At 58.6% G+C, this 25,474-nt stretch carries 23 protein-coding genes; 6 read left to right on the forward strand and 17 right to left on the reverse strand.

What is annotated here, in order from left to right; translation table 11 throughout:
• Positions 1 to 14 precede the first annotated feature (14 nt).
• From B8P98_RS21835 to B8P98_RS21845, 3 genes are all read right to left on the reverse strand, one after another.
• A complete protein-coding gene (locus tag B8P98_RS21835; protein ID WP_025710627.1) occupies positions 15 to 1,883 on the reverse strand; it encodes an amidohydrolase in 1,869 nt (622 codons plus the stop codon).
• A 24-nt stretch (positions 1,884 to 1,907) separates the two neighbouring features.
• A complete protein-coding gene (locus tag B8P98_RS21840) occupies positions 1,908 to 2,453 on the reverse strand; it encodes an antibiotic biosynthesis monooxygenase (RefSeq protein WP_025710626.1) in 546 nt (181 codons plus the stop codon).
• Between the two features lie 184 nt (positions 2,454 to 2,637).
• Positions 2,638 to 3,279, reverse strand: coding sequence for a hydrolase (locus B8P98_RS21845; protein WP_025710625.1), 642 nt, complete (start codon positions 3,277 to 3,279; stop codon positions 2,638 to 2,640).
• 267 nt (positions 3,280 to 3,546) lie between these two features.
• Between B8P98_RS21845 and B8P98_RS21850 the strand changes: the two genes are divergently transcribed.
• A complete protein-coding gene (locus tag B8P98_RS21850) occupies positions 3,547 to 4,449 on the forward strand; it encodes a LysR family transcriptional regulator (RefSeq protein ID WP_025710624.1) in 903 nt (300 codons plus the stop codon).
• On the opposite strand, the gene malZ is transcribed toward B8P98_RS21850, so the two are convergent.
• The 5 genes from malZ to phoB all read right to left on the reverse strand — a co-directional run bounded on the left by malZ (position 4,446) and on the right by phoB (position 11,616).
• Positions 4,446 to 6,263 carry a maltodextrin glucosidase gene (malZ, locus tag B8P98_RS21855; protein ID WP_087805729.1) on the reverse strand — a complete coding sequence of 606 codons (1,818 nt, stop codon included), beginning with the start codon at positions 6,261 to 6,263 and terminating at the stop codon, positions 4,446 to 4,448. The genes B8P98_RS21850 and malZ overlap by 4 nt on opposite strands.
• A 151-nt stretch (positions 6,264 to 6,414) precedes the next feature.
• Complete coding sequence (gene proY, locus B8P98_RS21860) at positions 6,415 to 7,788, reverse strand: proline-specific permease ProY (RefSeq protein WP_025710622.1); 1,374 nt, start codon at positions 7,786 to 7,788, stop codon at positions 6,415 to 6,417.
• A gap of 87 nt (positions 7,789 to 7,875) precedes the next feature.
• Positions 7,876 to 9,195: a branched-chain amino acid transporter carrier protein BrnQ gene (brnQ, locus tag B8P98_RS21865; protein WP_025710621.1), complete on the reverse strand. Its 1,320-nt coding sequence runs from the start codon at positions 9,193 to 9,195 to the stop codon at positions 7,876 to 7,878.
• Between the two features lie 414 nt (positions 9,196 to 9,609).
• Positions 9,610 to 10,905 carry a phosphate regulon sensor histidine kinase PhoR gene (gene phoR / locus B8P98_RS21870; protein ID WP_080924517.1) on the reverse strand — a complete coding sequence of 432 codons (1,296 nt, stop codon included), beginning with the start codon at positions 10,903 to 10,905 and terminating at the stop codon, positions 9,610 to 9,612.
• Between the two features lie 21 nt (positions 10,906 to 10,926).
• A complete protein-coding gene (phoB, locus tag B8P98_RS21875; protein WP_004204861.1) occupies positions 10,927 to 11,616 on the reverse strand; it encodes a phosphate response regulator transcription factor PhoB in 690 nt (229 codons plus the stop codon).
• A 182-nt stretch (positions 11,617 to 11,798) separates the two neighbouring features.
• Here phoB and sbcD point away from each other — a divergent pair, with 182 nt between their 5' ends.
• Together sbcD and sbcC are read left to right on the forward strand one after the other, a co-directional pair.
• On the forward strand, positions 11,799 to 13,004 hold the full coding sequence (gene sbcD / locus B8P98_RS21880; protein WP_087806141.1) for an exonuclease subunit SbcD: 1,206 nt from the start codon (positions 11,799 to 11,801) through the stop codon (positions 13,002 to 13,004).
• Positions 13,001 to 16,138, forward strand: a complete 3,138-nt coding sequence (sbcC, locus tag B8P98_RS21885; protein WP_087806143.1) for an exonuclease subunit SbcC — start codon at positions 13,001 to 13,003, stop codon at positions 16,136 to 16,138. The genes sbcD and sbcC overlap by 4 nt, the downstream gene beginning before the upstream one ends.
• Before the next feature lie 337 nt (positions 16,139 to 16,475).
• On the opposite strand, the gene mak is transcribed toward sbcC, so the two are convergent.
• A complete protein-coding gene (mak, locus tag B8P98_RS21890; protein ID WP_087806145.1) occupies positions 16,476 to 17,390 on the reverse strand; it encodes a fructokinase in 915 nt (304 codons plus the stop codon).
• Between the two features lie 91 nt (positions 17,391 to 17,481).
• Here mak and rdgC point away from each other — a divergent pair, with 91 nt between their 5' ends.
• On the forward strand, positions 17,482 to 18,393 hold the full coding sequence (rdgC, locus tag B8P98_RS21895) for a recombination-associated protein RdgC (protein WP_025710616.1): 912 nt from the start codon (positions 17,482 to 17,484) through the stop codon (positions 18,391 to 18,393).
• 72 nt (positions 18,394 to 18,465) lie between these two features.
• Here the strand turns inward: rdgC and ppnP are convergent, their stop codons facing one another.
• From ppnP to aroL, 4 genes are all read right to left on the reverse strand, one after another.
• Positions 18,466 to 18,750: a pyrimidine/purine nucleoside phosphorylase gene (ppnP, locus tag B8P98_RS21900; RefSeq protein WP_002890284.1), complete on the reverse strand. Its 285-nt coding sequence runs from the start codon at positions 18,748 to 18,750 to the stop codon at positions 18,466 to 18,468.
• A gap of 77 nt (positions 18,751 to 18,827) precedes the next feature.
• Positions 18,828 to 19,508: an AroM family protein gene (locus B8P98_RS21905; RefSeq protein ID WP_087806147.1), complete on the reverse strand. Its 681-nt coding sequence runs from the start codon at positions 19,506 to 19,508 to the stop codon at positions 18,828 to 18,830.
• A gap of 250 nt (positions 19,509 to 19,758) precedes the next feature.
• Positions 19,759 to 19,950 carry a YaiA family protein gene (locus B8P98_RS21910; RefSeq protein WP_002890278.1) on the reverse strand — a complete coding sequence of 64 codons (192 nt, stop codon included), beginning with the start codon at positions 19,948 to 19,950 and terminating at the stop codon, positions 19,759 to 19,761.
• 71 nt (positions 19,951 to 20,021) lie between these two features.
• Complete coding sequence (gene aroL / locus B8P98_RS21915) at positions 20,022 to 20,555, reverse strand: shikimate kinase AroL (RefSeq protein ID WP_080897015.1); 534 nt, start codon at positions 20,553 to 20,555, stop codon at positions 20,022 to 20,024.
• Between the two features lie 329 nt (positions 20,556 to 20,884).
• On the opposite strand from aroL, the gene B8P98_RS21920 reads away from it, so the two are divergent.
• Positions 20,885 to 21,583 (forward strand): DUF2076 domain-containing protein, encoded by a 699-nt coding sequence (locus tag B8P98_RS21920; RefSeq protein ID WP_087806149.1) that lies wholly within the window; start codon positions 20,885 to 20,887, stop codon positions 21,581 to 21,583.
• On the opposite strand, the gene B8P98_RS21925 is transcribed toward B8P98_RS21920, so the two are convergent.
• Positions 21,580 to 22,038: a YaiI/YqxD family protein gene (locus tag B8P98_RS21925; RefSeq protein WP_080897016.1), complete on the reverse strand. Its 459-nt coding sequence runs from the start codon at positions 22,036 to 22,038 to the stop codon at positions 21,580 to 21,582. The genes B8P98_RS21920 and B8P98_RS21925 overlap by 4 nt on opposite strands.
• A 116-nt stretch (positions 22,039 to 22,154) precedes the next feature.
• Between B8P98_RS21925 and proC the strand changes: the two genes are divergently transcribed.
• Complete coding sequence (proC, locus tag B8P98_RS21930; protein ID WP_025710611.1) at positions 22,155 to 22,964, forward strand: pyrroline-5-carboxylate reductase; 810 nt, start codon at positions 22,155 to 22,157, stop codon at positions 22,962 to 22,964.
• Between the two features lie 64 nt (positions 22,965 to 23,028).
• On the opposite strand, the gene B8P98_RS21935 is transcribed toward proC, so the two are convergent.
• The 3 genes from B8P98_RS21935 to iraP all read right to left on the reverse strand — a co-directional run bounded on the left by B8P98_RS21935 (position 23,029) and on the right by iraP (position 25,218).
• Positions 23,029 to 23,346 carry a PsiF family protein gene (locus tag B8P98_RS21935; RefSeq protein ID WP_025710610.1) on the reverse strand — a complete coding sequence of 106 codons (318 nt, stop codon included), beginning with the start codon at positions 23,344 to 23,346 and terminating at the stop codon, positions 23,029 to 23,031.
• A 91-nt stretch (positions 23,347 to 23,437) separates the two neighbouring features.
• Positions 23,438 to 24,868 carry an alkaline phosphatase gene (phoA, locus tag B8P98_RS21940; RefSeq protein ID WP_025710609.1) on the reverse strand — a complete coding sequence of 477 codons (1,431 nt, stop codon included), beginning with the start codon at positions 24,866 to 24,868 and terminating at the stop codon, positions 23,438 to 23,440.
• Between the two features lie 89 nt (positions 24,869 to 24,957).
• Positions 24,958 to 25,218, reverse strand: a complete 261-nt coding sequence (gene iraP, locus B8P98_RS21945; protein ID WP_004204875.1) for an anti-adapter protein IraP — start codon at positions 25,216 to 25,218, stop codon at positions 24,958 to 24,960.
• Between the last annotated feature and the right edge of the window lie 256 nt (positions 25,219 to 25,474).

The raw sequence follows: 25,474 nt of genomic DNA on the forward strand, positions 1-25,474 counted from the left end.
CGGAGACGTCAGTATCAGAAGGCAAAGCAGGAGCAGCCCAGCACGCCCCAGAAAGCTTGCTCATCGGCGACCGGGATCGATGACTTGCGCGCGATGTCATGCTGATGGCCGTGAACGCCGCAGCTGCCGCAGCACTGGTGCATCTGCACCATGGCGCCGATTTTAGCCGCCGCCGGCGGGGCGGAACGGTAATGGCCTGGGACCTTCACCACCGGTGACCACTCCGGCAGCACCGGAATGGGCGGCGGCGCCAGCGGCGAAAAGTGACCGGCAGCGTACACCACTTTGCCGTCAACTACCGTCAGCACCGACTCAATGCCTTTGATCTCCTCTTCCGCGACGCTGAAGTAGTCTTTCGACAGCACCACCAGATCGGCAAGCTGACCGGCGGCCAGGCGGCCTTTCTTGCCCTGCTCGCTGGAGAACCAGGCGCTGCCCGCCGTCCACAGCTCCAGCGCGACATCGCGTGGCAGACGATTATCGTCATCGTACATCGCCATTCCGCCAACGGTGCGCCCGGAGACCAGCCAGTACAGCGCGGTCCACGGGTTATAGCTGGCGACGCGGGTGGCATCGGTACCCAACCCTACCGGCACGTCCAGCGCCAGCATTTTCGCCACCGGCGGGGTATGTTTCACCGCCTCTTTGCCGTAACGATCGACAAAATATTCGCCCTGGAAGGCCATCCGGTGCTGCACCGCAATGCCGCCTCCCAGCGCCTTCACCCGCTCAATGTTACGTTCGGTAATGGTCTCGGCATGATCGAAGAACCAGTGCAGGCCATTGAACGGGATGTCGCGGTTCACCTTCTCAAACACGTCCAGCATCCGGCTAATGGACTCATCATAGGTGGCATGCAGGCGGAACGGCCAGCGATGCTCCACCAGATGGCGCACTACCCGCTCCAGCTCATCTTCCATGCCTTGCGGCAGATCCGGCCGCGGTTGCAGGAAATCTTCAAAATCCGCCGCCGAGAACACCAGCATCTCGCCGGCGCCGTTGGCGCGATAGAAGTCGGTGCCCTGCCCCGGCTTCAGCATATCGGTCCAGCGCTCGAAATCGTCCTGCTCCTGCTTCGGCCGCTGGGTAAACAGGTTGTAGGCGATGCGCACGGTCATCTGATCTTTCGCATGCAGCTGTTCGATAATTTCGTAATCTTCCGGATAGTTCTGGAAGCCGCCCCCGGCGTCGATGGCGCTGGTCAGCCCCAGTCGGTTCAGCTCGCGCATAAACTGGCGGGTGGAGTTCACCTGCAGTTCCAGCGGCAGCTTCGGCCCTTTGGCCAGGGTGGCGTAGAGGATCATGGCGTTCGGTTTAGCGATCAGCATCCCGGTTGGGTTGCCGTGGCTATCGCGGACGATCTCTCCCCCCGCCGGATCCGGTGTCTCTTTGGTATAACCCACAGCTTTCAGCGCCGCGCGGTTCAGCAGCGCGCGATCGTAGAGATGGAGCACAAACACCGGCGTATCAGGCGCCGCCTCGTTCAGCTCTTCCAGCGTCGGCATCCGCCGTTCAGCGAACTGGAATTCGCTCCAGCCGCCGACCACTCGCACCCACTGCGGGGAGGGTGTGCGATCGGCCTGATCCTTCAGCATGCGCAGGGCATCGGCCAGCGAGGGGACGCCCTCCCAGCGGAGTTCAAGGTTGTAGTTCAACCCGCCGCGGATCAGGTGCAGGTGCGAATCGTTGAGGCCCGGGATCACCGTATGCCCTTTGAGATCGACGATTTGCGTCCCCTCGGCGGCAAAGCTCATGATCCGAGCGTGGCTGCCGGTGGCAACAATTTTTCCGTCGGCGATGGCCACGGCTTCCGCCAGCGGGTTCGCGCGATCGAGGGTATGAATCTGACCGTGGGTCAGAATCAGTGTGGCAGTTTGCGACATAACGCACTCCTTGAGGAGGCTGACTCAGTTTTTCTTTAACCAGCCAGCAAACAGGCGGGTCACGATGGGCATCCAGAACCAGACCACCAGCGCAACCACGCAGGCATCATTGATGAGGTGCAGCAGCAGGCTTCCTTTAAGCGACGGTAACAGTGTGCCAGTGACCGCAGGCACCAGGTTGGTGCTGGGAAAAATCACCAGCAGGGTGATCAGAAACTGTTTCCAGCGCCGCGGCTGGCGTACGTTCGCCGCCGGCGGGGTAAACCAGAAGGCCGGTTCGGTCCGCACTTCCGTCCGATCGCCTTCCGTCAGCAGCGGGGCAATCTCAGCCACCAGCTGACGGCGGGTTTCCGACTGCGTCCAGGCGTAGAGGTGCTCCAGCGTGTCGAAGCGGATAATGACGCTCCACAGATTCTGCCCTGCGGCGGGACGGATCACATTCGCCCCGAGATGGCCGGGAAATTCTGCCGCAATGGGCATGATTTTACCCAGCCACTCTTCGTAGCGCTGGCTGTGTTGCGGATCGAGCAGATGGCTGATAACCAGGGTCACCGATTTTTGCTGCGCCATGACGAGTTCCTTGCTTCAGGGAAATGGCAGGATGGTTCCCGCCATTAGCCATAGATGACCATACACAACATCATTCATGCTGCGTCGAGGCGGCAAGTTCGTTCGTCCCGGCGAGCTGACATAAGTCAGTGAGCGGGGCGGACAAACGCAGCCAACAAAGAGGCAGCCTGAAGGATAAAGTGATTTACGCTTTACGCTCCGGCGCGCCATGCACCATGGTATAAGCGTAATCCACGCCCATCCCGTAGGCGCCGCTGTGTTCGCGCACCAGATCCATTACCGCATCGTAGGTCGCTTTGCGTGACCAGTCGCGCTGGTACTCCAGCAGCACCTGCTGCCAGGTCACCGGCACGGCGCCCGCCTGCACCATCCGATCAATGGAACGCTCATGAGCGTCAACGGAGGTGCCGCCGGAAGTATCCGTCACCACGTAAACTTCATAGCCCGCTTCCAGCGCCATCAGCGCCGGGAACGTCAGGCAGACTTCGGTCCACAGGGCGGAGATCACCAGTTTTTTACGGCCGGTCGCTTTCACCGCGGCGACAAACGCGTCGTCTTCCCAGGAGTTCATTGAGGTACGTTCAATCGGCTTCACGTCAGGGTGTACAGCCAATAATTCCGGCCAGATATAACCGCTAAAGCTTTTGGTCTCTACGGAGGTATAAATCATCGGCACATTGAAAATTTTACCGGCTTTCGCCAGCGCCACGGTGTTATTTTTCAGGGTCTGGCGATCGATATTCGCCACGCCAAATGACATCTGCGGCTGGTGGTCAATAAAGATAAGCGCGGAATTAGTGGGATCGAGCAGTTCACGAATAGACATTAAATACCCTATTAATCAATGAGTTAACAAGATGACATGATGGTTAATGTGTCGTGTGGATCCTGAGTGATAAAGCATGTTGAGTATAGCCAGTAATTTCTAACAACTTATTAAGGTTTTTTTATGGTTTATATTTTTTGCCGCGACCGAAATTTATTCACGTCGGTTTTAATCAAATTTTTACGTCAAACTGTTCTGATTTATTCACTGGCTTTGATTATTGCGCTTAGGTACAACAGGGGAAAACAAATTAATGGATAGCTTCACATGCGCGTAAACTTTGATGTATTGATGATCCTTGATGCCCTGGACCGACACGGCTCTTTCGCCACCGCCGCGGAGTCGTTGTATAAAACCCCTGCCGCCCTGAGCTATATGATCCAGAAGCTGGAGAGCGATCTGGACATCGTACTATTGGATCGTTCCGGCCATCGGGCAAAATTTACCGATACCGGCCGGCTGATGCTGGAGAAGGGGCGGCAGCTGTTGAACGCCGCCAGAGATCTGGAAAAGCAGGCCCAGCAGCTGAGCGCGGGCTGGGAGCGAGAGCTAGCCATCGCCCTTGACGCCTCGTTTCCTTTTTCTGCCCTGCTGCCGCTGATCGCCGAGTTTTACGCGCAAAACCCGCAGACGCGACTGAACTTCAGCCATCATACCCTCGCCGGTTCGTGGGAAGAGCTGACCCATCATGGCGCGGATATCATTCTCGGCGCCATCAATGAGCCGCCCACCTCCGCGGAGTGGTCATGGCAAACCCTCGGCACGCTGGATAATCTCTTCGTGGTCGCCCCGGACCACCCGCTGGCTCAGGCGAAGGGGCCGCTGACCAATAAACAGCTCAGCCAGCATCGGGCCATCGTGATCCGCGACAGCGCCCGCTACTGCCATCCGCTGAACAGCAATCTTCTCGACGAGCAGCCGCAAATCGGCGTCGATGATTTCAGCAGTAAAGTCGAACTGCTGTGCGCCGGGCTGGGCTGCGGCTTTCTGCCGCGTCATATCGCCCGCCCGTGGCTGGAAAAAGGCAGTCTGGTGGAAAAAAGCGTCGCCAGCTGGCGGGAAAAGGATATTACCTATATGGCCTGGCGCAGCGGGAATGATGGGCTGGCTCAGCGCTGGTGGCGGGAGGCACTCCTCGACGACGACCTGCTGAGCCAGCTCTACCGTTAACGGCCTGACCAGACGCTGGCGGAGATAGCCGGGAGGGTCAGCACCCCGTCCTGGAAGGCGCCAGCGCCCTCCTGCAGCGTCCACCCGGCCACATTCAGCAGCGGGGAATCCTCGATAACCACTTCGCAGGCTTCCCCGCGGTTAATCGCCACCAGCACCCGCTGCTGTTTGTAGACGCGGACAAACACCACCACGTTATCCTCGGCGTAAATCACCTTACAGCCGCCGTAGCGCAGCGCCTGGTGGGCCTTACGCAGTTTCGCCATTCGCTGATACAGCGCCAGCAGCTGGGTATCCTGCAGCGCCGGGTCCCACGGGAACGGTTTACGGCAGAACGGATCGTTATTGCCATCCACCCCCACCTCGTCGCCGTAGTAAATGCACGGTACCCCCGGCCAGCTGAACAGCCACACCACCGCCAGCGGCAGGCGCGCCACGTCTTTGCCCAGCAGAGATTTAAAGCGCGCCGTATCATGGCTGTCGAGCTGGTTAAACATCCGCAGCTGCTGCTGATGCGACAGTCCGGCGCGATAATTATCCATCCACGCCATACAGGTCTGGGCGTCTATCTTCTGCGGATCGTAGGAGATATCGGTATTGGCAAGGAATCCCCAGATCGGGAAGGTAAAGCCGCGATAGTTCATCGCCGCATCTTCGGCATCCGCCTGCAGCCACTGGCGCGCGTCGCCAAAATGTTCGCCAAAGACAAAGGCTTCCGGCTGCGCTTGCTTCGCCGACTGGGTAATGCCGGCGATATGCTGCAGGTTATTCCGCGCCCCGCCGCCTTCGCCCAGCATATGCACCACGTCCAGGCGCCAGCCGTCCATGCTCCACGGCGCCTTCAGCCAGTGGCGTACAATGCTGTCCTCACCGGCATAGATCTCGTTGACCAGGCTGGTCGACCGATAGTCGAGCTTCGGCAGACTGGCATAGCCCAACCAGTTGTGCGCCTGCCCCTCCTCTGAGAAGGTAAACCAGTCGCGCCACGGCGAATCCGGGGAATGGCCAGCGCCACCGCTGCCCTGCTGGTGGCGGTCGAACCAGGGATGGGAATCGCCGGTATGGTTGAACACGCCGTCGAGGATCATGCGCATCCCCGCCCGCTGGGTGTTGTGGCGCAGCCGGAGCAGCGCCGCGTCGCCGCCAAACTGCGGATCGACGCGCCGATAATCCTCGGTATCGTATTTATGCACGCTGGGGGCGGCGAAAACCGGGTTCAGATAGAGGGCGGTGACGCCGAGCTGCTTCAGATACGGAAGTTTTTCGCTGATGCCGTCGAGATCGCCGCCGTAGAACGTCGACCCGCCCGCTTCGCCGGTTAGCGGTTCGTCCCACGCCTTGCGCACAATCTCCCGTCCCGCCGCATGATGGTAATAGACTGCATCCTGGTCAGCCTCACGTGCGGCGCTGCGGGCAAAGCGATCGGGGAAAATCTGATAGAAAACCTGATCGGCCACCCACTGCGGGCCGGCATCCGGCAGGTCAATGGCGAACTGCTCCAGCCTGGCCGGCGGGAAGCGGGTGAAACCTTGTGGCGTAAACCAGCGCTGATGGTCGGCCCACAGCAGCTTAAAGCTGTAGCGACGGCGCGGCTGACCGCTGGCGAGAGAGATTTCACCGCGCCATGCCACCACGCCAGGCTGCGGCGCCTGACGGAGCCGCTGCATCGGCAGCGACAGCTCTTCGTTATCCTCTTCCGCGCGCAGCGTAACCCGCTGCGGCAGCGCCTCACCGCTTAACCACAGGGTAATAAACAGTCGGTCCTGTTGCACCTTGATAAAGGGTGCAACCGGAAGGTGCCATGCCTTCAACATCGTGAATCCTCATTGTGCAGAATGGGCACACCTTGCCATAGCCATCAGGCGCAGAACTCATCGTCACAGGATTTTTTGGGGGAGGATAACGGGGGAGGACGCCATACCACAAGCCGCCCCGGTCGCGCTGTGCTGACCGGGGCGGTGTTGATTACTGCGCCTGCGCCAGACGGCGCTCACGGCGGGTCTTAAAGACCCAGCCCAACAGCAGCAGGGCGATCCATGCTATACCGACGTACAGCGAGATACGGGTATCAGGATGATAGCCGATCAGGGCGATAATAAAGGCCAGGAACAGCAGACCAATCACCGTGGTCACCACCCCGCCAGGGACTTTGAACTTGAGCGCCTTGACCTCTTCTGGCGACAGACGGCGGCGGAAGGCAATCTGTGACAGCAGGATCATAATCCATACCCATACGGTGGCGAAGGTGGCCAGAGAGGCGATCACCAGGAAGACGTTTTCCGGCATGATGTAATTGAGATACACCGCAAACAGCAGCGCAATGGTCATCACCATCACCGTCACCCACGGAATACCGCGACGCGAGGTTTTGGCGAACACTTTGGGCGCACTGCCCTGCTCAGCCATGCCGTGCAGCATACGGCCCACGCCAAACACGTCAGAGTTAATCGCCGACAGCGAAGCCGTGAGGACCACGAAGTTAAGAATACTGGCCGCGAAGGTAATGCCCAGATGCTGGAAGGTGAGGACAAAGGGACTGCCGTCGGTTCCCACCTGGTTCCACGGATAGATGGACATAATGACGAACAGCGTGCCGACATAGAACACCAGAATGCGCATCGGCACCGAGTTAATGGCGCGCGGAATAGATTTCTCCGGGTCTTTCGCCTCACCGGCGGTAATACCGATGATTTCGATGCCGCCGTAGGCGAACATCACCATCTGCAGCGACATCACCATCCCCAGCCAGCCGTTGCTGAAGAAGCCGCCGTTGCTCCACAGGTTATGAATCCCCGTCGGCTGGCCGCCGTTGCCGATCCCCCAGATAATGATGCCGAAACCGGCGAGGATCATGATGATGATAGTGGCCACTTTGAAGAATGAGAACCAGAACTCCAGCTCGCCAAACACCTTAACGCTCATCAGGTTAACGGCGCAGATGATCAGCACTACGCTGAGCACCCAGATCCAGTGCGGCACCGTCGGAAACCAGACGCCCATATAGATACCAAAGGCGGTAACGTCAGCGATGGCGACGATCAGAATTTCAAAGCAGTAGGTCCAGCCGGTGATATAGCCCGCCAGACCGCCAAGGTTTTCCTGGGCATAGCGGGAGAAGGAGCTGGCGGAAGGGTTATGCACCGACATCTCACCGAGCGCCCGCATAATAATATATGCCGCGACGCCGCCGATAATGTAGGCCAACAGTACGCTGGGTCCGGCCATCTTAATGGCGTCGGCTGAGCCGTAAAAAAGCCCGGTGCCGATGGCGGAACCCAGGGCCATAAAGCGGATATGCCGGGTGCTTAGCCCGCGCTTAAGCTTGTTACTACTTTCCATCGTGGTCTTTTCAATGCCGTTTAACACAAAAAATAAAAAACCACGGAACCCGAAGTCCCGTGGTTAAACGCTTGTCCTCAACGCCAGTTAATGCGCGCTGGAAGTCACCTGACGTCCGGCAGTGCGATCCCAAATCACCGCGAGGATCACCATCACGGCGGTGGGCATCAGCCAGGCCAGGCCCTGCTCCGCCAGCGGCAGACGCGCGGTCCAGCCCGGCAGAATTGCGGCAAACGCCGATGACTTAATCCCGTCAATGATACCAAACATCAGGCTGATAAACATGGCCGGTGCGATAACGCGGGACGAATTATGCCACCAACCGCGGGTAAAGCTTAATACAACCAGTGCGATACACGGTGGATAGATAGCGGTCAGTACCGGAATCGACACCTGAATCAGGTGGCTCAGGCCGAGGTTGGAAACTGCCATCGAGAACAGGCCGAGGATAAACACCAGCGTGCGATAGGAGAACGGCAGATACTGGGCAAAGAACTCAGCGCAGGCACAGGTCAGGCCTACCGCCGTCACCAGACAGGCAATGAAGATCAGCGCCGCCAGCAGGAAGCTGCCCGCCCCGCCGAAGGTATGCTGCACATAGGCGTGGAGGATCGCCGCGCCGTTGGCGGACTGGTCCACGAGGGTGGCGCTGTCAGAGCCCAGACGGAACAGCGCCAGGTACAGCAGGGTCAGACCGACGCCCGCCATCAGGCCAGCCCAGACGGTGTAGCGGGTCAACAGACGCGCTTCGCTGACGCCGCGAGAGCGTGCCGCATTGACAATGACGATCCCGAACACCATCGCGCCGAGGGTGTCCATGGTCAGGTAGCCGTTGACGAAGCCATTGGAGAATGGCGCGGTACGATACGCTTCCAGCGCATCGCTAATCGGGCCCGCCGGCCAGATGATGGCGGCAACCGACAGCACGATCAGGGCAATAATTTTCAGCGGCGCAAGGAAATTGCCGACCGTATCCAGCAGTTTACCCGGATAGAGCGAAACCAGGATCACCAGCGCGAAGTAGATAACGCTGTAGATCAGCAGCGGCAGCGGACCGTCGCCGGTCAGCGGGGCAATCCCAACTTCAAAGGAGACGGTTGCGGTACGCGGGGTCGCGAACAGCGGTCCCACCGCGAGATAACACACCACCGCCAGCAGGATACCCGCCACTTTACCAATCGGGGTGCTCAGGCTTTCAACGCCGCCGCCAACTTTCGCCAGCGCGACCACCGTCAGCACCGGCAGCCCCACCGCAGTGATCAGAAAGCCGATCGCCGCCGTCCAGACGTGCTCGCCCGCCTGTAAGCCCACCATCGGAGGGAAAATAATGTTGCCTGCGCCAACGAACAACGCGAAGGTCATAAAGCCCAACGCTATGATGTCGCGAGATTTTAACTGATGGGTCATAAATTCATTACTGCCTGTGGATGTGGTGTTGTAAATAAATGGAAAAATACCGCGCTCCCCTCTCAGGGACGATACAGCGGCCATTGCCGGTAAACTTAGCGAGATATGCTCCCGAAGCGGCGTGGGAAAGAATTGTTTTTGGTATTACCACGCAAAAGCAGTCTGTCATCGACTGCGCTGGCGCAATTTAAACGCTTATAACGTTTTAAAGCAAGGCACGATCGCAAAAGCAGATGATTATGCTGGTTATGCCTTTCATGCCAGAATCATTTACCATATTGATGGAAAACCTGTGGCTTATCATGCGAACAAAAAAGCAGCACACGTTCATTAAATAGGCGAGCAAAAAACGACTGCCAATGAAAATGACCAGCAGAAGCTGGTCATTGGCAAGATAAGCTGACAGCGCGCCGTTCAGTCGTCGTTTCTGGCAATTAATCGTTCCGGAAGCAGGAAACTAAAACGGGTTCCCTTGCCCACCGTACTGTCGATTTCCAGCCGGCTGTCATGATGGTTAACCGCGTGTTTGACGATCGCCAGACCCAGGCCGCTGCCGCCGGTTTGTCGGGAGCGAGCCTTATCCACCCGATAAAAACGCTCGGTCAGGCGGGGAAGATGCTCCGGTGCAATGCCCGGTCCATTATCCTCAACGCTGAACAGCGCCCCCTGCGGCGTTCGCTGCCAGCTGACGCGAATTTCGGTCCCCGGCGGGGTGTGGTTCACCGCGTTATAAACCAGGTTAGAAATGGCGCTGCGCAGCTGCTCTTCATTGCCCAGCACCTTAAGGTGTTCATCGACAGTAAAAAACAACGTCTGCTTATCCTGACTGAGGGTTTGCGCCTCACGCTCCACCACCCGCAGCATCATCGGTACGTCGATGCGGTCATTCATCGCCAGCGCCGGTGCGGCTTCAATACGCGACAGCGTCAGCAGCTGCTTTACTAAACCTTCCATACGCTGGGTTTGCTCACGCATGGTGTGCAGGGCTTTTTCCCGGGTCGCCCCTTCCAGCACCTGCTCCTGCATCATCTCCAGATAGCCCTGCAGCACCGTCAGCGGGGTGCGCAGTTCATGGCTGACGTTGGCGAAAAAGTTTCGCCGCGCCCCTTCCAGCTGATGCATCTGCGTCACGTCGCGCGCCACCATCAGCCACTGCTTGTCGGTGTAAGGCATCACGCGAATTTCCAGATGGCGAGCGTTATTGAGCACCAGGTTGAGTGGCTTAGAAAAATCACGCTGTTTCAGATAGTTGGCGAACTCGGGATAGCGCAGAAGGTTGAGAATATTTTGACCACTGTCGTCCGGCCAGCGCAGGTTTAAAATCTGCTGCGCGAGGCCATTACACCAGAAAATGGCCCCCTCTTCCGTGGTCAGGACGACCGCATCCGGCAGCGATTCCGCGCCGCTGCGAAAGCGTTTAATCAGGCTTCCCAGCTCACGTCGACGCTTTTTATTACGCATCTGCATCTGATGCAGACCATACAGCAACGGTTCCCAGCTACCGCGGCCAGGCGGGGGAGTCATGCTCCGATCTACCCATAGCCACCACGATAAACGCATCAAATTCCAGAAATGCCAGATCAGCAAACCGGTCACTGCCGCCAGTAAAAACCACGGCAAATGCCCCCAAAATGCCCCCAGAATCAGGGCCGGAATACACGCTAAAAAGAGCTCCAGCGCCAGCCTTTTCCATGACAGCCGTTCCAGCACGGGTCACACTCCTGTCGAAATTCAGAAACGGGCGGAGAAACGATAGCCCGTGCCGCGAACCGTTTGCACCATGCGATCATGGCCACTGTGTTCCAGCGCTTTGCGCAGGCGGCGAATATGGACGTCCACCGTACGGTCTTCCACATAGACGTTGGTTCCCCAGACGTGGTTCAGCAGCTGCTCGCGGCTGTACACTCGCTCCGGGTGGGTCATAAAGAAGTGCAATAATTTAAATTCCGTCGGTCCCATGTCCAGCGGACTTTCGCCAGTCATCACCCGGTGCGACGAGGGATCGAGGCTCAGACCCTGCATTTCAATCACCTCTTCCACCGCCATTGGCGAAATGCGGCGCATCACCGCTTTGATCCGCGCCACCAGCTCTTTCGGAGAGAAAGGCTTGGTAATGTAGTCGTCCGCGCCGGTCTCCAGACCGCGAACGCGATCTTCTTCTTCCCCACGCGCGGTCAGCATCACCACCGGGATATCCCGCGTCATCGCCTCACGCTTGAGCAGCTTAATAAACTGCAGCCCCGAACCACCCGGCAGCATCCAGTCAAGGAGAATCAAATCAGGCCAGGGTTCATTGAGTTGATTCACCGCGCTGTCATAATCTTCCGCCTCAACGGGCTGAAAGCCATTTTGCTCCAGAACAAAGCAGACCATTTCGCGGATTGGAGCTTCATCTTCAACGACCAGAATTCTTCTCGCCATTATTTACCCTGTGTTTTTTAGCCATCAGTATAGGAGTGCGGCGTCATTATGCGTCACTTTTGTGACAGATTTATGAAAAAAATGACGATCTGATGATCGGGTATTTTGAAGCACGGCGCGGACTTACCCCCCGCCGACAAATGGTATACTGCCGCCCATGCTTTTTTCGCTAGGGAAGATTTATGCGCCTCCTTCACACCTCCGACTGGCACCTGGGCCAGAATTTTTACAGCAAAAGCCGCGCCGCCGAACATGATGCCTTCCTGACCTGGCTGCTGGCCCGCGCGCAGGAGTATGAAGTCGACGCCATTATCGTAGCCGGCGATATTTTTGATACCGGCTCACCGCCAAGCTACGCTCGCGAACTGTATAACCGTTTCGTCGTCCAGCTGCAGCAGACCGGCTGTCGCCTGGTGGTGCTGGCGGGCAATCACGATTCAGTGGCGATGCTCAATGAATCGCGCGATATCCTCGCCTTTTTACACACCACCGTGGTGGCGAACGCTGGCCATGCGCCTATTGAGCTGCCGTTGCGCGACGGCACCCCGGGCGCCATCTTCTGCCCGGTGCCGTTTTTACGCCCGCGCGAACTGGTGACCAGCCAGGCCGGCCACTCCGGCCGGGAAAAGCAGCAACAACTGCTGCACGCCATCAGCGACTATTATCAGCAGCAGTATCAGCAGGCCTGCGCGCTGCGCGGCGATCGGCCGCTGCCCATCATTGCCAGCGGCCACCTGACCACCGTCGGCGCCAGTAAAAGCGATGCCGTTCGCGACATTTATATCGGCACACTCGATGCCTTTCCGGCGCAACACTTCCCCCCTGCCGACTACATTGCGCTGGGCCATATCCACCGTGCGCAGGTGGTCGGCGGCTGCGAACACATCCGCTACAGCGGTTCGCCGCTGCCGCTGAGCTTTGATGAAACCGGCAAAGCGAAATCGGTGCACCTGGTGAGCTTTAACGACGGGCGACTCAGCGCCGTAGAGACGCTGGAAGTCCCCGTTACCCAGCCGCTGGCGGTGATCAAAGGCGATCTGGCCGCCATCACCGCCCGACTGGAGCAGTGGCGCGGCGTCGAGCAGGACCCGCCGGTGTGGCTGGATATCGAAATCACCACCGAGGACTACCTGCACGATATTCAGCGTCATATTCAGGCGCTGACGGAGGATCTGCCGGTGGAAGTGCTGCTGGTACGCCGCAGCCGCGAGCAGCGCGAGAAAATTCTGCTTGGCGCCCAGCGGGAGACCCTCAGCGAACTGAAGGTGGAGGAGGTGTTTGAGCGTCGGCTGGCGCTGACCGAGATTGACGATGACAAGCGCGCCCGGCTGCATGAGCTGTTCACCCATACGCTGCATACGCTCACCGCGGAGGACGAAAACGCATGAAAATCCTGAGCCTGCGACTGAAAAACCTCAACTCCCTGAAGGGCGAATGGAAGATAGACTTTACCGCCGAGCCGTTTGCCAGCAACGGCCTGTTTGCTATTACCGGCGCCACCGGCGCCGGCAAAACCACCCTGCTCGATGCCATTTGCCTGGCGCTTTATCACGAGACGCCGCGCCTGAATAAAGTCTCCCAGTCGCAAAACGATCTGATGACCCGCGATACCGCCGAGTGTCTGGCGGAGGTGGAATTTGAAGTCAAAGGCATCGCCTACCGCGCTTTCTGGAGCCAGAATCGGGCGCGTAACCAGCCGGATGGCAATCTGCAGGCACCCCGCGTCGAGCTGGCGCGCTGCGCCGACGGCAAAATCCTCGCCGATAAGGTTTCGGATAAGCTGGAACAAACCGCGACGCTTACCGGCCTCGACTATGGCCGCTTCACCCGCTCGATGCTGCTTTCCCAGGGGCAATTTGCCGCCTTCCTGAACGCGAAGCCGAGCGATCGCGCGGAGCTGCTGGAGGAGCTGACCGGCACGGAAATCTACGGCCAGATTTCAGCCATGGTCTACGAACAGCACAAAGCTGCTCGCCACGCGCTGGAGAAGTTCGAAGCCCAGGCGGCGGGTATCGTTCTGCTGACGGAGGCCCAGCAGCAGGCGCTGCAGGAAAGTTTGCAGGTACTTACTGACGAAGAAAAAGCTCTGCTGGTACAGCAGCAAAGCCAACAGCAGCAGCTCCAGTGGCTGACCCGCCGCGACGAACTGGCGCAACAGCAGCAGGAGGCGGTCACCCGACAGCAGCGGGCCCGCCAGGCGCTGGCCGACGCCGCCCCGACGCTGGCGAAGCTTGAGCTGGCCCAGCCCGCCGCCCAGTTACGTCCCCTGTGGGAGCGTCAGCAGGAACAGGTAGCTGGTCTGGCGAAAACCCGCCAGCGGATCAACGAAGTAAATGCTCGCTTACTTGCCAGCACCGCGCAGCGCGCGCGCATTCGTCAGGGCGCCCTGCGCACCCAGCAGCAGCGTCAGGCTGAACTGACGGAGCTGGCGCAGTGGCTGACGGCCCATGATCGATTCCGCTTATGGGGCCAGGAAATTGCCGGCTGGCGGGCGCAATTTTCGCAACTGATGCGCGATAAACAGCAGCTGGCGGCTCAGACCACCCGCCTGGCCGCGCTGCGCCAGAAGCTGGCCGCTCTGCCGGCCAGCTCCCTGTCATTGTCCGCAGAGGACGTCGCGGCGGCGATGGCGCAGCAAACGCAGTCGCGGCCGCTGCGCCAGCGGCTGGTCTCGCTGCATGAACAGCATCAGCAGTTGCACAAACGCCTGCGGCAGAGCGCCGAGAACATCCAGCAGGCGCAAACGGAGCAGGCAAAACTCAATGCCACCCTCACGCAACGTCGGGAGCAATATAAAGACAAAAACCAGCACTATCTCGACCTGAAGGCGCTCTGCCAGCGGGAAGAAACGATTAAAGATCTGGAAGGCTACCGCGCGCGGCTCGAAGCGGGTAAACCCTGCCCGCTGTGCGGCGCCTGTGAACACCCGGCGATTGAACAATACGCTTCGCTGACGGTCACGGATAACCAGCGTCGCCGCGATGCGCTGGAAAAAGAGGTCGCCGCGCTGAAAGAAGAAGGTCTGCTGGTCCTCGGGCAGGTCAACGCCCTGACGCAACAGCTCCAGCGTGAGACCGAAGCGGCCCGACGGCTCACAGAGGAAGAGCAAGCGCTCACTAAAGCGTGGCAGGAGACCTGCGCCTCGCTGCAGGTCACGCGGGATATTGCGCAAGAGATAAACGACTGGATGCAGGAGCAGGCGCGCTACGAGCAGCAGCTTTATGAGCTCAGCCAGCGCCTGATGCTGCAGAGCCAGCTCAACGATCAGGAGGCGCTGGAGCGCCAGGCTCACCAGCAGCTGGAGACCACGCGCCAGGGGCTGGAGAACGCCCTGCTGACGCTGTCGCTCAGCCTGCCGGAAGAAGGCGCAGAAGCCGCCTGGCTGCACGCTCGTGAAAATGAATTTGCCCGGTGGCAGGCGCAACAGACGCAGCATGGCGTGCTCCAGGAGCAGATCGCCGCCCTGAAACCGCTGCTCGATACGCTGCCCCCCGGCGATGAGGATGACGCGGAGGCTGAGCCGGTTATCCCCGACAACTGGCGTGAAATCCACGAGGAATGCCTGTCGCTGCACAGCCAGCTTGTCGCCCAGCAGCAGCAGGAGATCGAAGAAACGGCGCGTCTGGACCAGTCACAGACGCAATTCACGGCTGCCCTGGCCGCCAGCCGCTTCAGCGATCGGGAGGCGTTCCTCGCCGCGCTACTGGATGACGAGACCGCCCAGCGGCTGACGCAGTTAAAACAGACGCTGGAGCAGCAGCTCCAGCAGGCGACGGTGCTCTGCGAGCAGGCGACCCGGCAGCAACAGGCGCATCTGGCGCTGCGGCCGCAAGGGACGGACACGGACATCCCCACCCTGCAAACGCAGCTGCACGCCCTTGCCCAGCGGCTGCGGGACAACACCACCCGCCAGGGTGAGATCCGCCAGCAGCTCAGGCAGGACGAAGCGAGTCGTCAGCAGCAGCAGGCGCTGGGGCAGCAGATTGCAGAGGCGGCGCAGCTGGCGGACGACTGGAGCTATCTCAACTCACTGATCGGCTCCAGCACCGGCGACCGGTTCCGCAAATTCGCCCAGGGGCTGACCCTCGATAATCTGGTCTGGCTGGCAAACCAGCAGCTCAACCGCCTGCACGGCCGCTATCTGCTGCAACGCAAGGCCAGCGAGGCGCTGGAGCTGGAGGTTGTCGATACCTGGCAGGCCGACGCGGTGCGTGACACCCGCACCCTCTCCGGCGGCGAAAGTTTCCTCGTCAGCCTGGCGCTGGCCCTGGCGCTGTCAGACCTGGTGAGCCATAAGACGCGGATTGACTCCCTGTTTCTTGATGAAGGCTTCGGCACCCTCGACAGCGAAACGCTCGACACGGCGCTGGACGCCCTGGATGCCCTTAACGCCAGCGGTAAAATTATCGGGGTAATCAGCCATGTGGAGGCAATGAAGGAACGTATTCCGGTGCAGATCAAAGTGAAGAAGATAAACGGCCTGGGCTATAGCCGGCTGGACAGAGCGTTTGCGGTGGAATGAGGTCCTAATTATTGCAATGTCCCCTCACCCTAACCCTCTCCCGGAGGGAGAGGGAACCGTCCGGCGCCGGTCTGTAGTTTCGCACGCTATTGCGATTCCCCTCTCCCGGAGGGAGAGGGAACCGTCCGGCGCCGGTCTGTAATTTCGCACGCTATTGCGATTCCCCTCTCCCGAGGGAGAGGGAACCCTCCGGCGCCGGTCTGTAGTTTCGCACGCTATTGCGATTCTCCTCCCCCGGCAAGAGACAAGGGGTTCCCGGCCACCGTCTCAACCACCCGCACCGTACCGCTTTTCTCCCTCTCCCTACTGGGAGAGGGCCGGGGTGAGGGGGTGCAGTTTAGTTCCCCTGGAGCGGCCACAGCCAGGCCGCGCCGCGTACTCCGCTGGAGTCACCGTGCAACGCTTTGCGGATCGGCGTTTCGCACTCGCCGCCGAAGACCCACTGTTTCACCAGGTCCGGCACCGTCTGATACAGGCGCTCGACGTTGCTCATCCCACCGCCCAGCACGATAACGTCCGGGTCGAGAATATTCACCACGTGGGCCAGCGATTTCGCCAGCCGCTGTTCATAGCGGCTCAGCGCCAGTTCGGCCTTTTCGTCACCCTCGCCCACCAGGCGCATAATCTCGCTGCCGGTTAACCCTTTGCCGCTCAGCCGCTGATAGTCGGTGGCGAAGCCAGTGCCGGAGATAAAGGTTTCGATACATCCCTGTTTACCGCAGTAGCAAGGGACTTCCGCGCGGTAGCGCAGCTCATCGTCGTTCATCCACGGCAGCGGGTTGTGCCCCCACTCGCCGGCCGTGCCGTTGCCGCCACTATGCGCCCGCCCGTTGAGCGCCACGCCCGCGCCGCAGCCGGTGCCGATAATCACCGCGAACACCGTTTGCGCCCCCGCCGCCGCGCCGTCCACCGCTTCCGACACCGCCAGACAGTTGGCGTCGTTGGCCAGCCGAACTTCACGCTCAAGGCGCAGGCTGAGATCCTTATCAAAGGGCTGGCCGTTGAGCCAGGTCGAGTTGGCGTTTTTCACCACGCCGGTATAAGGCGAAATCGAGCCAGGAATGCCCATCCCCACGGTGCCCTGCTGTCCGGTCGCCTGCTCGGCCATCGCTACCAGGGTAGCAATAGTCTCAATAGTTTGCCGGTAGTCCTCACGCGGCGTGGGTAACCGGTGGCGAAACAGCTGCTCTCCCTGGTCGCTCAGGGCTATCACTTCGGTTTTTGTTCCACCTAAATCAATACCAATACGCACGCTCTGCTCCTCAGCCCGATTAACAATGCAAGCATAGCGACAATTCGCTATCATGCCCGCCTGATTTAACGACAAAGCCGTGGAAATTATCATGCTGTGGTTCAAAAATTTAATGGTTTACCGTCTCAGCCGCGATATCGAATTGCGCGCCGAGGAGATGGAAAAACAGCTGGCCGAGCTGACATTTACCCCTTGTGGCAGCCAGGATATGGCGAAAACCGGTTGGGTATCGCCGATGGGATCGCACAGCGACGCGCTGACGCATACGGCGAACGGCCAGATCATTATCTGCGCGCGTAAAGAAGAAAAGATCCTGCCGTCGCCGGTGATTAAGCAGGCGCTGGAGGCGAAGATCCAGAAGCTCGAAGCCGATCAGGGCCGCAAGCTGAAGAAGACCGAGAAAGATTCCCTGAAAGATGAAGTGCTGCACTCGCTGCTGCCGCGCGCCTTCAGCCGATTCAGCCAGACAATGATGTGGATCGACACCGTCAACGGCCTGATCATGGTCGACTGCGCCAGCGCGAAGAAAGCGGAGGATACCCTGGCCCTGCTGCGTAAAACCCTCGGCTCGCTGCCGGTGGTGCCGCTGACCCTGGAGAATCCGATTGAGCTGACGCTGACCGAATGGGTCCGCTCCGGCACCGTGGCGCAGGGCTTCCAGCTGCTGGATGAAGCCGAGCTGAAAGCGATGCTGGAAGATGGCGGCGTGATCCGCGCCAAGAAGCAGGATCTGGTCAGCGACGAAATCGCCGTGCACATTGAGGCCGGAAAGGTCGTCACCAAGCTGGCGCTGGACTGGCAGCAGCGTATTCAGTTTATGATCTGCGATGACGCGTCGATTAAGCGCCTGAAGTTCTGCGATGAACTGCGCGATCAAAACGAAGATATCGATCGGGAAGATTTCGCCCAGCGTTTTGACGCCGACTTTATCTTAATGACTGGCGAGCTGGCTGCTCTGATTCAGAGCCTGGTGGAAGGGCTCGGCGGCGAAGCACAGCGCTAAGCGCCGCTTTCCTTCCTGCCAGGCAGGAAGAAAAAAAACCACCCGGCGGCAGACGCCGGGGATCGCACTGGCTTACAGATAGCGGCACAGATAAGAGGTTGGCTCAGCCACCTGCAGATGGAATTCGCTGTTGCCTGGCACATTGAAGACTTCGCCGGCGGCGTAAACTTTCCACTCAGTCTCACCCGGCAGCAAAACATTCAGCGCCCCGCTGACCACCGTCATCTCTTCCGGCTGCGCCGTCCCGAAGGTGTATTCTCCTTCCGCCATCACGCCAACGCTGGCGCGACCGGTACTGCTGCTGGTGAAGCCAATGGATTTCACTTTTCCGTCAAAGTATTCATTGCTTTGAAGCATAAACAAGCCCTTCTGATCGTCGTTGAAAGGCTCAATATAGGGGGCGCTCCTTGCCCCTGTCACGTGAAATTAACACATTAGACCAATAGTTCTGCCGCCAGTCGGGAAACCAGCACATTCGACAGCAAAACCGGGACATCGAGGGCTTTTTGTAACACATCGCGATGATGCTGATAGTAACCGAGACAGTCGAGCACCAGCACATCGGCGCCCTGCTCGAGCAGCGCTTTGCCGGCGGTTAATAATTCACTGTCGCTACCGGTAAAGGGGTTAGCCAGGGCGTAGTACGGCGACTTTTCTAACAACAGCCATTTTTGCCGCTGCATGGGCATGATCTCTTCCACCGGCACAATCACTCCAACCTGGTGACCATCGACGATCGACGCCACCAGCGGCGGGATGATCCGCTGCGGCTCAAGAAGGATCGCATGCTGCGTCGCAAAGCTGCTTAGCGGTTCCGAACTTAGCAGCAGGATCACATCATAGTTCTGCCGATCCAGCATCGCGATCACGCTGCGGATATCGCGTTCAATTTTCTCTCGCGACACCATCAACAGCTGACCATCCGTCAGCAGGGTCAACAGCCCCTGCTCGCCATCGCCCACCGCGTAGGCTTTCACCACCTCGGCATGCGTCATATCGCCCAGCAGACTAATGTGGGTGATCTGTTCTTCCCTGATATGTTCGGTCAGGAGCGGCAACACTCCCGCCAGCGGCACAACGCCGATGGTCAAAATTGCCATCGTTGCACTACTCATATCATGTACCTTTTCACTACCACTGCTTCAACACAGGCTTACCACACACAGCATTCGCCCCCCTGGTGAGTAAAAATCAACCGTCGAGAAGCGTAGCAGCTGTACGCCACGGCTGAATGTAAAGATTGCCGGGCGACAGCGACGTGCCTGAAAAATCCGTGTGTTAGATATTCATTAGTACGACTGATAAATAAAAAATGTGAGATACGCCCGATATTGCCAGCATGGCGGGCAATTCGGGCTCAGGGGGTTACGATTTGTCAGGATCTTCATAGCGCCGCTTGGCATCCACGGCTTCCTGCTCGGTAGGATGTTCGCTGATCAGCGAATCGGGCTCAGGGTAATCCGCGCGGAGTTGATACCAGGTGACCGTCTGGCCCTGAGGGCCTTTCTCTACCGCGACAACGCGGGCTTCTCTCGGATAAGGGGGCCTGTTTGGCATAGTTCTTCCTTCTTCTGGCGTCAGAACTAGTAAGTATAGGCACCCCTCGCCGCCTTAATGTAAGTAAATTCTTAACTTACCGGGGTCGCCGCTGCACCGCACAGCATCGTCATGATCTGCTCCACTACCCGATCAGGAGAAGCCGTGGCATCGACAATGTGGTGGGCAGCGTCACGGTATAAGGCTTCGCGCTGCGCCAGCACCTCCCCCACTTCCTCACGTACCGGTTTCCCGGTCAGCGTCGGACGCTGTTCCGCTTTCGGGTAGGCTTCCAGGCGGTCTATCAGCGCCGACACCGAAGCCTGCAGATAGATAACCACGCCGTTCTCCCGCATAAACTGGCGGTTACATTCCGCGAGGATGATGCCGCCGCCGGTGGCGATCACCGTATCCGGCAGGGTCACGGCCTTCAGCGACAGGGTCTCCAGTTCGCGAAAACGCGTCCACCCCTCCGCCTGCACGATCTCCGCGACCGTCCGCTGCTCATGAGCCTGCAGTCGATGATCGGTATCGGAGAATTGAAAATGCCGCGCTCGCGCCAGCGCATGGCCGACGGTAGTTTTACCGCAGCCGCGTGGCCCGATGAGAAAGATTGGCTGTGTCATGACCGAAGACCCCCTGGTTCCGTCTGTCGCAAAATAATCAAAAACGAAAGAACGTATTATCGCTGTCTGTTCCGCAACGCATTAGTAAAGAAAACGTTACACAACTTCTTTACACCCCATTACCACAGTGAGAAAAGGGGTTCTTGATGTAAACTTATCATTGCATTTAGTGTTTAACCAGCTTTACTTTCTGCTGGGCGTTATTTTTTATCCACCACTGGCGTAAACGGTAACACATTTATGCATAGCTTTACGAAGCAACATATTTACAACATCATGTTTCAGACGCACCCTGATGCCTATTCGACAGTGTGACAGAGGAATGTAACATGCAATCTGAAGAACAACGCCTTATTGATGGACTGTTTTCCCGGCTGAAAGAGGCTGAGGCACACAGTGCATCGCGCGATACCAGCGCCGAGGAGCGGATTGCCCAACACGTCAGCGCGCAGCCGGCGGCACCGTACTATATGGCGCAGACCATTCTCATCCAGGAAGCCGCCATTAAACAGCTCAACGATCGCATCCAGGCGCTGGAGAGCCAGGTCAGTCAGCTGCAGGCGGCGAAGCCCAGCAGCGGCGGCTTCCTCTCCGGTCTGTTTGGCGGTGGCGGCTCGTCGCGCGGTTCTGACCCGATCCCAGGCGCGGAGCAATACGGTCGCCCGCAGGCCAGCGCCCAGCCGCAGTATGCTCCGCAACAACAGCAGCAGAGCTATGCCCCGCAGGCTGCCGCACGCGGTGGCGGCTTTATGGCAGGCGCGCTGCAAACAGCCGCAGGCGTAGCGGGCGGTGTGGTGCTGGGCAATATGCTGACCAATATGTTCAGCGGCTCGCACCCGCAGGAGATCGTTAACATCATCGAAGAGAAACCGCAGCCTGAGGCGGACACCGCGCAGGATGCCACCGCGGGTGACGATCCGTTCCGCCAGGGAGACGATCAGTTCCTTGCCGACAATACCTGGAACGACGACTTCGACTCCGGCTTTGGCGACGATGATATTGGCAGCGATGACGATAGCTGGGTTTAATCCTGCTGACGCTTAACCGCCAGCAACCACTTCTCCAGCTCGGCGGCAAACTGTTGCCGATCGCGCTGCGATAAACTATCCGGGCCGCCGGTCTGAACGCCGCTGGCCCGTAATGTCTCCATAAAATCCCTCATCGTCAGCCGCTCGCGGATCGTCGCCTCGCTGTAGCGTTCCCCGCGCGGATTGAGCGCCGCCCCGCCCTTCGCCAGCACCTCCGCCGCCAGCGGGATGTCGGCGGTGATCACTAAATCTCCCGCCGCGCACTGACGCACGATTTCGTTATCCGCCACGTCAAAACCCTGCTCAACCCGCAGGGTGCGGATGAAGCGCGACGGCGGTACGCGCAGCGGCTGGTTCGCCACCAGCGTCAGCGGAGTCTGGGTCCGCTCTGCCGCGCGGAACAAAATTTCTTTAATCACGTTCGGACACGCGTCCGCATCCACCCAAATGGCCATGCCAGCTCCTGTTACCTGCAATAAGTGACGCCAATGTTACCTGCTTTTCTCCCCCAGGAAAGCGCCAGGATGGTAAGCTAATCAGATCGTAACGAAAAAAGCAGAGGGGAATGGTGATGGATAAGAAAATTGGCTTTATCGGCTGCGGCAATATGGGTAAGGCCATTCTGGGTGGGCTGATCGCCAGCGGCCAGGTACAGCCGGGACAAATCTGGGTCTACACCCCGTCGCCGGACAAGGTTGCGGCGCTACGCGACCAGTATGGCATCAACGCCGCCGCCAGCGCCCAGGAAGTAGCGCAGATTGCCGATATCGTCTTTGGCGCGGTGAAGCCGGGGATTATGACCAAAGTGCTGGGCGACATCGCCTCCAGCCTGAATAAAGAGTCGCTGGTGGTGTCCATCGCCGCTGGCGTCACGCTCGAGCAACTGGCGCGCGCCCTCGGTCACGATCGCAAAATCATTCGCGCGATGCCTAATACGCCGTCACTGGTTAACGCCGGCATGACCTCTGTGACACCAAACGCGCTGGTCAGCAGCGAAGATGTGGCCGAAGTACTGACCATGTTCCGCTGCTTTGGCCAGGCGGAGCAAATTGCCGAGCCGATGATCCATCCGGTGGTGGGCGTGAGCGGCTCCGCGCCGGCCTATGTCTTTATGTTTATCGAAGCGATGGCCGATGCTGCCGTTCTCGGCGGCATGCCGCGTGCCCAGGCCTATAAATTCGCCGCCCAGGCGGTGATGGGCTCCGCCAAAATGGTGCTGGAGAGCGGTGAACATCCGGGCGCGCTGAAAGATATGGTCTGCTCCCCTGGCGGAACCACCATCGAAGCCGTGCGCGTACTGGAGGAGAAAGGGTTCCGCTCGGCGGTGATCGAAGCCATCACCCAGTGCATGGAAAAATCAGAGCAACTGAGCCGCTCCTGAAGCTGAACAGATGGGCTGCCATGCCCTGAGACGTAAAAAGGGAGCGCCTGAGCGCTCCTTTTTTTCAGGCTTTCTTCAGGCAAGTACTCATGAAGGTATTACGTTCATCACCTTTCAGTGATTTCGCTGTGGCCGCTTTGCTGCAATCGCTCATCTTCTGCTGCTGAGGGGTGAGCGCCTTTCCTTGCGAGGTCGTGCTCTCTTTTTTCAAACACTGGCTCATAAAGGTTTTGCGCTCCTCTCCTTTCAGCGCTTTAGCTGACGCTTGCTGATTGCAGTCCGTCATCTTTTGCTGCTGAGGAGTGGGCGTTTTTTCTGCCGCGCCAACCGCGCTGATAAAGATCAAGCCAAACAGTAGGGTCATCAGTAAGGTTATTTTCATCGCACCATCCTTCTGTGAGTGGATCGTTGTAAGTCTGGACGCAGATAGAAAAAAAACCAGCCGGTGACGCGATTTCGCCACCGGCAGCGACTTATTTCAGACTCAGGGCAGCTTTCATAGTTGAGAACAGGTCAGTCTGATCGGTCAGGCCAACGACGTTAGCCGCGTGTGGCCCGTAGGCCGCAATGCGCAGCTGGGTACCAGTATGCTCCATCGACTCTTCCTCAGAGTTGCCATAGCTCATGACCATCACTGCGCCATCGTGGGTATTCAGCGCCTGGGTCAGCCCCGGGGCTTTGCTATCCGCCGGGATGATCTGACTGGCGTGCGCATGGTCGGCGGTGACGATCACCAGGGTATTGCCGTCTTTTTTGGCAAATTCCAGCGCCTTCTGCACCGCCTCATCGAGATCAACCGTTTCGCCGATCTGGCCGCACGGATTCGCCGCATGATCCTGCTTATCGATGGAGGCGCCTTCCACCTGCAGGAAGAAGCCTTTCTCGTTGCGGCTCAGCAGGTCAATCGCTTTCTCCGTCATCTGCGCCAGCGTCGGCACCGAGGCGTCGCGTTTCGGGTTTGGGGTACAGGTCACCGGCGGCTTATCGATATTACCGTGATAAGACGCCTTCGGCCCTTCCCAGCGTACCGGCATATTGCCGTCGGCGAAGAGTCCCAGCAGCGGTTTAGCCTGACTGGCGTCAGTCGCAGCGGCAAGGGACGCCGCGTCGGTCACAATCTGGTAGCCGCGCGCTTGTGCCTGCTCGCGCAGGGTTTTTCCCTGCCACTCGCCCGCCGTCGCCGTTTCGGCAAACGTCTTCGCGCCGCCGCCCAGCGTCACATCCGGCCGGGCGTTCAGCAGCTGTTCGGTAATGGAGCCTTTGCCCCCTTTCTCCAGCGCATTGCTGGGGCATTTTTCGCTGGTGACCGTGGGGCCGTAGCATTTACGCGATGTTACATGCGCTACCAGCGCCGCGGGGGTCGCGTCCTGCAGTTCGGCGGTGGAAACGTTGCCGGTAGCCAGCCCCGCCGCTTTCGCCAGTTCAAGGATGGTCTGATGCGCGTTCTCATGAATATCGACGCCCAGCGCGCCGTTATAAGTCTTCACGCCGGTGGTCCAGGCGGTGGCGGACGCCGCCGAGTCGGTCACATAGTCCGGTTTACCGGTTTTTTTATCCAGCGAATAGTGCGTGTACTGCCCGGTTAATGGCAGAGCGTCAATTCCTTTAAAGAAACCGCCCGCCCCTTCGGCATAATTTCGCGCCGCGGTAATTTCCGAATCACCCATACCATCGCCAATCAGTAAAATAATATTTTTGGCCGGCTTGTTGATTAATGAGGCGCGCAGCGCTTCGGTTTGATCGCCTGTTAAACGACGCGCGCCGCCGGGGGTGGTGATATCCCCCTGCGCAGCGCGATTTTCCAGAACCGGCGCAGCCGTGGTTTCGGCATGAATAACCGGCGAGCCCAGCAGAGGCAGCAGGGCAATAAACAGGGCGCTTAATTTCACTTTTGTCATCTCCATGTAAAAAATACTTAAAAAAACAAAACGAGGGAGACTTTATAAAAGGGAGATGACAGAAAAATGACGGCATCCTTGTCGTGTCACAAAGACTAACTACGAGGATGCCGCAACAGCTTCTTTAGATATTGCTGCAGCAAAATGGCATCCTGGTCGTTGACCGGCGGACAGGGCGTCACCTGGTCTATCGCCTGTTCAATATCCTGAATCAATGCCTGCTGGGCATCATGCTCCATATGGCGCAATAATGCGGTGACCACGATCTCCAGCGCTTCAACCTGCACCGTCAGTTCCTTTGCTTCTTCTTCCTTTTGCGCCAGTTTAACCAGTAACTCAGCAATGAGATTCTTCATAGCACCAGTTCCTTATGCGAGGCCTGTTTTTGGTTGGGATGTCATGCCCGATGACGAACATCAGAATTACTTAAAATAAGAATCGTCGCAACACCCAATATACAGCGAAACGTTTAACCACAATAAAATACCACTATAAATAGTATTGTTTAATGACAAGCGAGGCGGGCGATCCTCAGATGACGCGGGAAATAATTAAATGGAATATTACTCACGAAATGGTGATAACAAAAAGTAATGGTAAATCTCCCGGCGG

Source organism: Klebsiella quasivariicola (genome assembly GCF_002269255.1).
Lineage (GTDB): Bacteria > Pseudomonadota > Gammaproteobacteria > Enterobacterales > Enterobacteriaceae > Klebsiella > Klebsiella quasivariicola.